This is a genomic window from Amazonocrinis nigriterrae CENA67 (assembly GCF_016056305.1).
GTDB classification, from domain to species: Bacteria; Cyanobacteriota; Cyanobacteriia; order Cyanobacteriales; family Nostocaceae; genus Amazonocrinis; species Amazonocrinis nigriterrae.
This window is the reverse complement of the sequence record NZ_JAECZC010000095.1, coordinates 1-10,768: the sequence shown is the minus strand read 5'-3', so window position 1 is coordinate 10,768 and position 10,768 is coordinate 1. Positions and strand designations below refer to the sequence as shown.

At 41.2% G+C, this 10,768-nt stretch carries 10 protein-coding genes and 1 pseudogene; 4 read left to right on the top strand and 7 right to left on the bottom strand.

Features of this window, described 5'->3' with window-relative positions; genetic code table 11:
* Window positions 1–970: DUF4082 domain-containing protein (locus I8748_RS30270; protein ID WP_198128186.1), on the top strand; the 970-nt coding region annotated here is incomplete at its 5' end.
* 604 nt (window positions 971–1,574) lie between these two features.
* On the opposite strand, the gene I8748_RS36165 is transcribed toward I8748_RS30270, so the two are convergent.
* From I8748_RS36165 to I8748_RS30245, 6 genes are all read right to left on the bottom strand, one after another.
* Entirely contained in the window at window positions 1,575–1,679 is a 105-nt protein-coding gene (locus I8748_RS36165) for a Rieske (2Fe-2S) protein (RefSeq protein ID WP_318781299.1), read from the bottom strand.
* Window positions 1,680–1,916: 237 nt separating this feature from the next.
* Window positions 1,917–4,277, bottom strand: coding sequence for a sensor histidine kinase (locus tag I8748_RS30265; protein WP_198128185.1), 2,361 nt, complete (start codon window positions 4,275–4,277; stop codon window positions 1,917–1,919).
* A 102-nt stretch (window positions 4,278–4,379) separates the two neighbouring features.
* Window positions 4,380–4,535, bottom strand: coding sequence for a hypothetical protein (locus I8748_RS30260; protein ID WP_198128184.1), 156 nt, complete (start codon window positions 4,533–4,535; stop codon window positions 4,380–4,382).
* 21 nt (window positions 4,536–4,556) lie between these two features.
* Window positions 4,557–4,895: a type II toxin-antitoxin system PemK/MazF family toxin gene (locus tag I8748_RS30255; RefSeq protein ID WP_198128183.1), complete on the bottom strand. Its 339-nt coding sequence runs from the start codon at window positions 4,893–4,895 to the stop codon at window positions 4,557–4,559.
* Window positions 4,882–5,106: a ribbon-helix-helix domain-containing protein gene (locus tag I8748_RS30250; RefSeq protein ID WP_198128182.1), complete on the bottom strand. Its 225-nt coding sequence runs from the start codon at window positions 5,104–5,106 to the stop codon at window positions 4,882–4,884. Before I8748_RS30250 ends, I8748_RS30255 begins: the two co-directional genes overlap by 14 nt.
* A 100-nt stretch (window positions 5,107–5,206) precedes the next feature.
* A complete protein-coding gene (locus tag I8748_RS30245; RefSeq protein WP_198128181.1) occupies window positions 5,207–6,319 on the bottom strand; it encodes an amidohydrolase family protein in 1,113 nt (370 codons plus the stop codon).
* 349 nt (window positions 6,320–6,668) lie between these two features.
* Here I8748_RS30245 and I8748_RS30240 point away from each other — a divergent pair, with 349 nt between their 5' ends.
* Window positions 6,669–7,844: a hypothetical protein gene (locus I8748_RS30240; RefSeq protein WP_198128180.1), complete on the top strand. Its 1,176-nt coding sequence runs from the start codon at window positions 6,669–6,671 to the stop codon at window positions 7,842–7,844.
* 98 nt (window positions 7,845–7,942) lie between these two features.
* On the opposite strand, the gene I8748_RS30235 is transcribed toward I8748_RS30240, so the two are convergent.
* Entirely contained in the window at window positions 7,943–9,295 is a 1,353-nt protein-coding gene (locus I8748_RS30235) for a glutamine synthetase family protein (RefSeq protein ID WP_198128179.1), read from the bottom strand.
* Window positions 9,296–9,815: 520 nt separating this feature from the next.
* On the opposite strand from I8748_RS30235, the gene I8748_RS30230 reads away from it, so the two are divergent.
* Together I8748_RS30230 and I8748_RS30225 are read left to right on the top strand one after the other, a co-directional pair.
* Complete coding sequence (locus tag I8748_RS30230) at window positions 9,816–10,457, top strand: transaldolase family protein (protein WP_198128178.1); 642 nt, start codon at window positions 9,816–9,818, stop codon at window positions 10,455–10,457.
* A 10-nt stretch (window positions 10,458–10,467) separates the two neighbouring features.
* Window positions 10,468–10,728, top strand: a pseudogene (locus tag I8748_RS30225) (carbohydrate porin); the annotation flags it as partial.
* Between the last annotated feature and the right edge of the window lie 40 nt (window positions 10,729–10,768).

Below are 10,768 nucleotides of genomic sequence, written 5' to 3'. Positions count from 1 at the left end.
CCTACTGCGTGATGGCTCAAGTGGCGGTAATGGTGTCTACAATTATGGTGCTAGTAGCTTCCCGAATCATAGTTTCCAAGCAAGTAACTATTGGGTTGATGTGGTGTTTGTCACTAGTATCGGCCCAGACACCACGCCACCAACGGTGACATCAGCATCTCCCAATAGTGGTGCAAGTGGAGTTAGCACAAGCACAACTGTCACAGTCACTTTTAATGAGGCTATGGACTCGGCAACGATTAATAGCAACAGCTTTGAGTTACGTAACTCCAGTAATGCTCCAGTGACAGCGACTATTAGCTATAACACTGCTAATCGCACAGCCACACTCACACCAACTAGCCCATTGGCAAATTCTACTACTTATACTGTGACTGTCAAAGGTGGCAGTACTGACCCACGGGTGAAAGACTTGGCGGGCAATGCCCTGGCAGCAAATTTTACTCGCTCTTTTACCACCGTGGCTATACCCACCTGTCCGTGCAACATCTGGAATGGTGCAACGACTCCTAGCGTGGTGACTGTTCCTGACCCCAATGCTGTGGAGTTGGGTGTGAAGTTCCAGTCGGATGTCAATGGCTACATTACTGGTATTCGTTTCTATAAGGGTACTAGTAATACTGGGACTCATGTCGGTACTGTTTGGAGTAGTACTGGTACACAGTTGGCGAGGGCGACTTTTAGCAATGAAACTGCTTCGGGTTGGCAGCAGGTCAACTTGACTACGCCAGTGGCTATTACTGCCAATACTACTTATGTGGTGTCTTACCACACTAATGTGGGATATTACTCACTTGACCAAGGGTACTTTGCTAATGCTGGTGTGGATAATTCACCGCTGCACGCTCTGAGTAATGCCTCTGGTAACGGTAATGGTGTGTATAACTACAGTGCTAATCCTGCTTTCCCCAATTCTTCTTACAATTCCAGCAATTATTGGGTCGATGTTGTCTTTTCTACTAATAACTAACCCCACGATTTTCTGAGTAGGAAGTTGGTAGGGGCGCACAGCTAGCTGTGCGCCCCTACAAAAAATTTATATTTATCAGAATTTTCGTGAAATGGTATAACCTATGTGACTACGGCTAGATCATTTATCCTTGGCGTTCGAGTAGGATCAAAAATTTTTCTTTTATTTAGGTGTTTTCTGAATATGACAGTTATTTACAATGACTAATTTTATAAGTATTAACACTTAAGTTAATTGCACTATTTTTTTTGGAAAAAAAACAAAGATAAAAACTTGCCAATCTCAAAAAAAAGAGTAATTATAGACACGCATATGAACCACAAGTTCAAAATAAATCTCAACCCATAGGCGGCAAAAATGACTTCTAATTGGAGTGATGTTTTTCAAGTTGTTCTCGTTGCTGGTCTTGCTAGTGCAGTGTTATCTTCTGGAATTTGCTGGACACTGCCCAGACCTAAAAAGCTGAAGTATAATTCCCTCCCGTAATAGAATACGGTTTCTCCCCCAGACCCAACAGCTTCTCAAGTAACCTTTCATAAATTAACCACTACCAAAAATTCTTCTGGTTTTTCTCAGGCAAATTTCTGGGTGGAATTGAACGCCCTTAATAAAACCCTCCCTCCACTTGTTGCAGAATGCGAGCGCATTTTCCTGTTCTCGAAAACGCCCAGGCATGATCATGACATTCGAGTAATCCATTCTCGTTTATTTTCCCCTACAAAAGAGGCGCTAATCGATGTGGACATTGGGTCTATATCTGCTAAAAAATTAAATAATGCCCCTAGATTAGTAGGGGTTTCATCAACAATTAAAAGAATGTTGTCTTCGGAATTGCTTGATTCATAATTAGCTTTCTATACTTTTAAGAAATTCTCGGATTTTTTTAACTTTCAATTCTTTTGCTAATTGCTATAATTCTTGGTAAAAAAAGGACACTACCAACTTTCTATAACTCTAAAAATGGGTTTGCCAGTGGCAAAGTAAACCAAAATTTTGCTCCAGCATTCGGTTCACTAATTACACCAATTTCTCCGCCATGAGTGGAGATAATTTGCCGACAAAGATATAAACCTAAACCAATACCTGTAGATTGCGATCGCCTACCTCTGATATAACGGTTAAATAATCGCTCACATACGTCGGGATCTATTCCCACGCCATTGTCAGTAATTGTGCAACACATCATTCCATTCTCTACTGTGGCGTTGAGAATAATATTTAGCCCTGGTGGATTATGGTTGAGGGCGTTGGTAATCAGATTTTCAAACACTCGCCGCAAATGTAAAGCATCAGCACTCACTAATGACAGATTCATAGCAATCTCATTAGTTATTGTGGCTTGATATTTGATCAATTGTGGCTCTAAATCTTTGACAATTGTTTGGGTGAATGTGTGCAGTGACAATGGTAACTTTTGGATAGTTAATCCCTTCACATCACTGGAATGTGCTTCTAATAGCGACTCAATTAGCGTTAGTTGGCGTTCACTACTGTGAATGACTCGCTCTAAAATTATGGGAGAAATTGTCACAGATTCACCATTACTCTGACTGAGTAAATTTTTCATCACCAACAAAATACCCATAATTGGCGTTCGCAAATCGTGAGAGAAGGCATGAAGAAATTCATCTTTGATGTTCTGCAATTCTTCCAGTTCGCTATATTTTTGCTGTAACTCCTGGGTACGCTTATTAACTTGCTGCTCTAACTCGGCATTGAAGCTTTGCAACTCTTGGTATAGTTTAGCTTGTTGGATTGCGATCGCAACTGGGGTGGATAATTCTTCTAGTAAATCAATTTCAAAATCCTGCCACTTACGCGGTTTGTCACATTGGTTCACAACTAGTAAACCATAGAATTGGTCATCCACCATAATGGGTACACCCACAATTGCGCGCATCTGGAAGCTGATAAAATCTTGGGCAATCACCGCTGGCAAATCTATTTTTTTAGTCGTATCATTAACTACATAAATCACTCTCGGATTAAAGTAAGAATGCAGTGCTTCTTCATGGTTTTTTGAGGTGAGTGTCCACTCTCGAACTGACCGATAGTTAGCTGCTACAGATTCAGCGACTACTGCACTTTCACCACCACGGCTATTTGTGTTAACAATATATACTCTATCTGCTTGTAAAAATTCCCGTACCTCTGCCACAGTTGTGTCGAGAATTGTTTGTAAGTCCAGCGAAGTGCGGATTCTCTCCCCCATTCCTCTTAACAAGCGATCGCGTTTAGCCATTGCTTTTAGTTGTTCTAGTGCTTGGTGGCGATCTGTAATGTCGCGCGCGAATCCTTGCATTCCCTGCACTTGACCGTTTCTAATGACTGGAGACTCGGCAATTTCTAATACTAATATTCGACCATCTTTATGCAGACCAAAAATAGCGTAAGTGTCTACCCGTTTCCCCGTTAACAATGCTTGATCTGTCAATTGATCAGCTAGTGCTTGGGAGGATTCATGCATGATTACATGGTAGACATTGCCTACTAACTCTTCAGGAGTATAGCCCAGCACCGCCTGCACCGAAGGAGAAACATACTCAAATACATGAGCATGATCGTGGATATAGAAAAATGCTTGTTCGCTACCCTCCACCATTAAGCGAAAGCGTTCTTCACTCAGAGCAAGTTGCACTTGGGTTTGTTGACGTTCACTAGACAACACATCTGTCATCTGGCGATAGGCCATAATGCTACCTAGAGTCGCCGCCATTGTGATCAAAGCTGCTTCTTCATCCTGCGACCATTGTCTCTCGTATTTGCAATCACTAAAGCCTATGAAACCCCAGATTTTACTCTCGACGGGAATCGGTACTAATAAAACTGATTTCACTTGCAGAGATTGGAGAAATTGCCGCTGCGGCTGAGATAGAGTAGAGGCGATCGCACTGAAAGAGTAGCCAGCTGTAAGTTGTTGATGCCATTGTTGCAAATCAAATTCATTCTGGCTGAGGTTTTGTAAAAGCGGATTGTCGTGCTGTGGGGTGATTCCTGGCTCTACCCATTCAAATCGGCGGCTGAAGGCTAGCTCTTTTGTGACAAAATTGGGATGATACTCACAAATATAGACTCGATGGGCTGCCGTAGCTTGTCCCAGGATAGCTAAGGCTTGGTTGATGGCGATAGTGCGATCGCTATTTGTCAGTAAAGCTTTTGTTGCTTGTGACACTCCTTGTAAAATATTGTGCCAGTTGGGTGGGGATGGTAATTGTGTGGTAGATTTCACCTTTTGATTGCAATCTAGCTGGGATAATTCCGCAGTGCCTAATTGCAAATCTGCATTCAACCTGGTTTCTTGATCCATGCCCATATGACAGATTCAAAAACTTCCACTAAGGGCTTGTCAAAGACATCTAATCACAAGAAGATACTAGAATTCTGAATCAAATATGAAGTTTTCATTAATCTATTTAGCTTTTTGCTGGAGAAAAACGGCATTTTTACCTAAGCTGACCTGAAGAACTTGAAAAAGTGCGATCGCGTTGGCGAAGCGCGAAGCGGTAGCGAGTCTACGAGCGTCAGCCTCTCTAGAAAGAGAAGCGTCTTTGAAGGAGATTCGCATCCTTGATTTTCTTCTTTCAACTCAATCTAATCCTAAATGCAATTTTAATGCAGCATCAATTAATGCTATTATTTCTTCATCTACACTACCCACTACTTCGCCAATAATTCGCTGCTGAGGAATTGTTCGCACTTGCTGGGTCTGTACTTTACAAGGCTTTCTTAAGCCACTATCCTCTGGATTGAGCAAAACCTCAAAAGGATAAATACGGCTAACATTGGAAGTAAGCGGTAAAACCGTGACTGTGGTTGCAGCACGATTATTTGCATCATTACTTACTATCAGCACTGGACGACGTTTATCCATTTCTGAACCCACCACAGGACTCAGGTCTGCATAATAAATATCACCACGTTTCATCTGTCAAATCATCTGCTACTGTCACATCCCAAGCGCTATCAACTTCAGCAGATGCTAGTCGGTAAGCTGACTCTAATTCTCGGTTTTGCAGTAATTCTAATGCTTCTTCAATCACTTGAGAACGAGATTTAAAGCCTTTATTCAGCTGATAATTTTCGATAAACTCCACTAAAGACGGGGACAAGGAAATGGATAGTTTTTCGACATTCATATTCCTACCAATTAGTAGTTAAGATAATTCATACTCACATCCTAGCTTAATCTCAAGCACCAAGAGTGTCGTTATTGTCTAGAGTTTACCCGCATCCTCGTTACTTATACAAAGCCAAGGCATTTTCGCGTAAGATGGCAGTAGCGATCGCACTAGCTTCACTCACAGTAATATCACAATCTTCAATTGCTTGTTCTAAAACTTCTCCTAAAATTTGACGCCCCCACTTTGCCCCTAAATAATACAATTCAGGGATGGAGTGAGCATCAGAAGAATACATTAATTTACTAGTGGGAGTTAACTCCAATAACTGCCGAATTGTCTCGCGCATTCCAGATACACTTAAAAAAGGTATTGCCAAACCGAAATCTAAATAAACTTGGGGATAGACAGAAGCCAAATAACCAGCCTGCTGCATATATGGGTAAGAAGCATGTAGCAGTACTAGAGGCGCATCACGGTATTGGGGTGATTCTAAAAGCTGTCGCAAGTATAGCGGATTTGCCAATCGTAAATCTAAGTCAGGATCGCCATAACCAGTATGCAGTTGCACTGGTAGCCGATATTTAGCCGCAATTAATAACGCTTGTTGCAATAGAAAATCAATCAAGGGTTTGTCTGTAAGCCGCAGTGGTTGATTTTGTAGTTGTTGCTTGAGATTGTAAAAGTGAGTAGCAGCTACTTCTTCAGTAACAGGTTGGATATTTAAACCAGTACGGTAACAAGCTATACTTTTAAAAGCCACAACTCCAGACGGTAGCGGATCAAGTTCGCTGTTGAATGTTTGCACGAAAGTCTCAAAATCGTTTATTTGAGGTATTAGTTGTTCTGCTAACACCTCCAATCGCAAAATCCTTTGTACTGCTATCAGTTTTTCATGCCATGATAGTGGCAAAATAGTTTCTGGCTGTAATCCATCATCCAAATAAATTGCTTCTAAGTTTGCAGCACTAAAATACATCCGTGTCAGTTGTTCTAGTCCTAAGCTATCTCGACGCGCTACAATTGCAGCTTCTTGCGCCTCACATTCTAGGAAAGCTGCAATTTCTCGGAGGCTACGCCGATAAAAGAAAGTATGGCGGACATGGTAATTAATTATCTCTGGGTCATAGCCTTCAGTAAAGGCAGCAGCATAAGGATAACCAACAGCTACTTCAGGTCGTAGTAAGTTATGCGCGTGTTGGTCAATTAAGGGAATTTCAGCCAGATTCATAGTTATACCATTTTTGATTTTAGATTGAAGATTGTGAATCTATATTAATCATTTTTAAAACGAGTATTAATATTTGCATAAAAAAGTAATTAATCAAGAAATAAAGCCTTACTATCATCTTAGGAAACTCTCAAAAATCAATTATCTCATTTGAAGTTGTTCACTGATGACTGCTGATGCCTGTCAAGCGTTAATACTGAACAACAAACAATTACAAGGGAATATTTTTGATTTGAGAGTTTCTTAGACTAATTGATGTTATTACACTTTGTTCACTAGGCGCAATTCATGCATTGCCTCAGAAGACGTGTAGCAGTTTGACGAACACTTAATACAAGAGAGCATAATTATGTTTAATATGTTTGATCTCTTTGACAAAGAAAATCAAGACCAATGCCGAAATATACTTAACAGTTTACAAAAAGATATTAATGAACTTCTACAAAAAGTAGATGATAAATTTAATGAAATAGTAGTAAGTTTAAGTCAAGGCAACAATATTAAATTAGCAGATATTAATTATTTAAACAATAGTGAAATTCAGGAAGAACTCGCAAAACAAATTGCTTTGTTACAACGCTTATTTGAATATATTGCCAAAATTCAGAAAAAGAAACGTAAAAACCTAGCTGAGTGTGTTATTCTGCAATCTAAGGTCAATTCGGCTAAGGTAGCTTTGTCTTTTCTGCTCATCGGCAAGACCAGAAAAATCATTTTCGCCAAAAATATCAGATACAGCATAGAGTATTACTTGAACCGTAGAAGTTCCTGGGGTTTTATAAACAATTTTTTTCAGCAAGCTGTTCGAGAATGGTCAGCACCTACTAAAGTTTTACTTGGGCTAGCAATGGCACTTCCCATCTATACAATAGCAGTTCCAGGGTCTTTATTTGTTGCAGGACTACTGACAATAGCTACCCATGTTGACTTCAAAACACCATTACCCAGTAGCAATGTTCCCCAAATTCAAAACAGAGTAGAGAAACCTCAACCAACCGAGACACAATTATTTTTTCAAAGATATACTATGGTGTTAGTGTCTGCGCTTGCTGGAACATTTGGCAGCATAATTAGTATCTTACTGAGGCTGAAACAATACCGAGAAAGTGCCTATAAAGGTTTGGCTGCTCCTATTTTAGTTGGTTTTGCTAAACCTTTAATTGGTACAGCTTTTGGCATTTTAGTCTTTACAATCATTAGCTCCAACATTATTTCAACTATACAAGTTCCTAAAGCAAGTCAAGAAGCTGACAAAACTGATATTGAGTATTATTTCTTCTTTTCAATTGCGTTTGTAGTTGGTTTTAGTGAACGATTGGCTGATGATATCATCCAGCGAGCAGAATCAACTTTTTTACCAGAAACAGCAAACAAACTCAAAGAAGCAGGAGAAGAGTTTCAGAGTTCTGCAAAAGATATCCATGCAGCAGGAGAAGAGTTTCAGAGTTCTGCAAAAGATATACAATTAGCCGCAGAAGATTTAAAGCAAACTGCCGCTAATGAATCTTCTCAAACAAATAAATAGGGAATGGGGAGTTAGTTGTTAGTTGTTAGTTGTCAGTTGTCAGTTGTCAGTTGTTATTTCTCCCCTGCTCCCCATCTCCCCTGCACCCCATCTTCCCCTTAATATCTCTCTAACAGCACCTTCACTTCTTTTTCCAAGTCCCAATCTTTCATCGCTTCCCACTCGGCTTGGCGTACTGCGATGAAAGCTTGTGAAAGTTGGGGATTTAGGGCTTGTAACAGGATATCGTCTTGTTGAAGATGAGCGATCGCTTTTCCTAAGTTGTCCGGTAACGGATCAATTCCATTATCTATGCGTTCAGCTTCCGGTAAATTTGCAGGGTCTTGGTTAACTGGGATTCCTGGTTTTAATTTGCGTTGCACACCGTCGAGTCCGGCTGCAATGACTGCACCCAAAGCTAAGTAAGGGTTTGCTGACGCATCCACAGTTTTTAACTCAAAATGGCTAGGATTCTCTGTGAATTTTGGCGCACTGGGAACTCTCACCGCTGCTTCGCGGTTATCCAGTCCCCAACAGCGGAAAGCACCACTCCAAAAATGAGGACGGATGCGGCGGTAAGAATTAGTACTTGGGGTGGTTAATGCCATCAGTGCCGGCAAATGATGCAAGATGCCTGCAATAAATTGTAACGCTACCTCAGAAAGACCGTGGACACCTTGGGAATCTGGTAAGAGATTTTTGCCATCACGCCAGAGGCTGAGATGAATGTGACAACCACTACCAGCGGCATCGGCAAAAATTTTCGGTAAGAAAGAGGCTGTAAGATTGTGGTGATATGCGATCGCTTTTACTGTTTCTCTAAAAGCAATTTGCCAGTCCGCTGCAAGTAAAGCCTCGGTATATCGCACAGAAATTTCTTGCTGACCAGGCCCCGATTCTGGATAATACTGTTCTACAGGTATTCCCTGGGCAATGAGTGCATCAGCAATAGCATCTATCACCGGTTGATTGATATCCATTCCTTGAGTTGAAGCAAACACTGTCGAGTCTGTGGGTATGATTCCCTCAGATGTCCGCCGTAGTAAATAAAACTCATTTTCAAATGCTCCTCGAATTTCCAAACCTTCATGTTTCGCCGCTTCAATCATTCGCACCAGGAAATTACGCGGACAGAACGGCCAAGGATTGCCATTGAGTACCATGTTACCCATGACACGGGCATGACCGGGAGCATAAGGTAATGAAGACAGGGTAGACCAATCAGGTATTAAGCGGATTTCGCCTACTGGACTGAGACCAGTTTCAGCAATGACAGTATCATACATTACAGGAAATGCTTGTTGTGCTGCGGTTATGCCTACACCATGCTCAAAGTAGTGAGACAACATCTCTACATGCACAGCTTTGCCACGAATAATGTTAGCGTTATCGCACCAAACGATGCGGACAAAATTTACGCCAGCTTCTTCAAGAGATTTTTTGAGTTTCTTAAATTTATTGTTTTCAGCCATCGCTCAGACCATCCCCTGGTTGAGTTGATGCCATCATTTTCCCACGCTTAATATTATGTGAGTTCAACAAGTGCTGTTTTAACCTCTCCCCCAACCCCTCTCCGACGCAAAGAGGGGAGTAAAACCCTTATTTTTTCGTTCTTTCTTAATTACGAATTACGAATTACGAATTACGAATTACGAATTACGAATTGGTATAAGCTGTAAAGTTTACATTCATAACTAAAAGAAACCCTGTCGTTACCAACACAAACCCTGTGGTTATGAATGAATGTTCTGTCGTTACCACAGAATATTCATTGATAAGGAACCTTTAATCTGTGGTTACCAACGCTTAAGCTGTGGTTATGGATGAACAAGCTGTGGTTACCACAGGTTTAATTGATAATTAAAATGAACTCTATGGTTAAAAACGCTTAAGCTGTGCTTATGAATTTTCTATCGTCATTACAAGGAAAACAGTTAATACAACAAGTTTGTATAATGCCAGCGACAGCACATTTCATAGGAGAGTAGACAAATGAGTATTTATCTTGACTCCGCGATCGCATCTGAAGCCGAAGCAGCTAGAGAATTAGGTTGGGTCAAAGGTATCACCACCAACCCGACTTTGTTAGCCAAAAGCGATTTACCAGTGCAGACCATACTCAAGCGTCTCACAGAGTTAACCACTGGCCCAGTATTTTACCAGCTCACTGCTTCTGACTTGAAAGATATGATTACAGAAGGGCGGGCGGCTTATGACATTATTGGACAGCAAACTGTACTCAAAATTCCCGCTTCCTTAGTTGGTTTTCAAGCAGTTGCTGCACTTTCACCAGAAATTCCTTGTGCAGTCACAGCAATATATAGTGCGTCCCAAGCTGCTGTGTCTCAAGAAGCCGGTGCAAAATATGCGATCGCTTACGTCAATAGAGCCACTAAACTTTTAGGTGATGGAATAGCTTTAGTGCGAGAAATGGCCAGTGTGCTAGCGGGTAGCAATACAGAAATTCTCGCAGCTAGTATCAAATCTCCCCAAGAAGCCGCCGCATCTCTACAAGCAGGCGCTCATCATCTCACCCTACCTTTAGCTATGTTACAGTCTCTCACCACTCATGAATTGTCATTGCAAACTATTGACGAATTTGCTAAAAACGGACGTGGCATTTTGCAAGAGTAGGAAGTAGGGAGTAGGGAGTTATGGCGCTGGGGTAGCATTACCAGACTTTGGGAAAAAAGGCAACCTCTTAGGAATTTTTGCAGGCGCACAACCATACTTGGGAGGTTCTGGTGGCGATCGCCCCTATCACATTGAAGGCTTCTACAGATATCGCGTCAGCGACAACATTTCTATCACCCCTGGTTTGATTTGGCTAACTAATCCTGGTCAAGTTAACGGTAACAACGAAGATGCTTTCATTGGTACGCTGAGAACCACCTTTAATTTCTAATTCGTAATTCGTAATTCGTAATTAGAAAGCGTCAGGTTTC

What these genes read in the sequence shown, in the direction of transcription:
- I8748_RS30240 (WP_198128180.1), top strand. Translation starts at nt 6,669, where the DNA reads ATGTTTAATATGTTTGATCTCTTTGACAAAGAAAATCAAGACCAATGC.
- I8748_RS30230 (WP_198128178.1), top strand. Translation starts at nt 9,816, where the DNA reads ATGAGTATTTATCTTGACTCCGCGATCGCATCTGAAGCCGAAGCAGCT.
- I8748_RS30235 (WP_198128179.1), bottom strand. Translation starts at nt 9,295, where the DNA reads ATGGCTGAAAACAATAAATTTAAGAAACTCAAAAAATCTCTTGAAGAA.
- I8748_RS30260 (WP_198128184.1), bottom strand. Translation starts at nt 4,535, where the DNA reads ATGCGAATCTCCTTCAAAGACGCTTCTCTTTCTAGAGAGGCTGACGCT.
- I8748_RS30265 (WP_198128185.1), bottom strand. Translation starts at nt 4,277, where the DNA reads ATGGATCAAGAAACCAGGTTGAATGCAGATTTGCAATTAGGCACTGCG.
- I8748_RS30250 (WP_198128182.1), bottom strand. Translation starts at nt 5,106, where the DNA reads ATGAATGTCGAAAAACTATCCATTTCCTTGTCCCCGTCTTTAGTGGAG.
- I8748_RS30245 (WP_198128181.1), bottom strand. Translation starts at nt 6,319, where the DNA reads ATGAATCTGGCTGAAATTCCCTTAATTGACCAACACGCGCATAACTTA.
- I8748_RS30255 (WP_198128183.1), bottom strand. Translation starts at nt 4,895, where the DNA reads ATGAAACGTGGTGATATTTATTATGCAGACCTGAGTCCTGTGGTGGGT.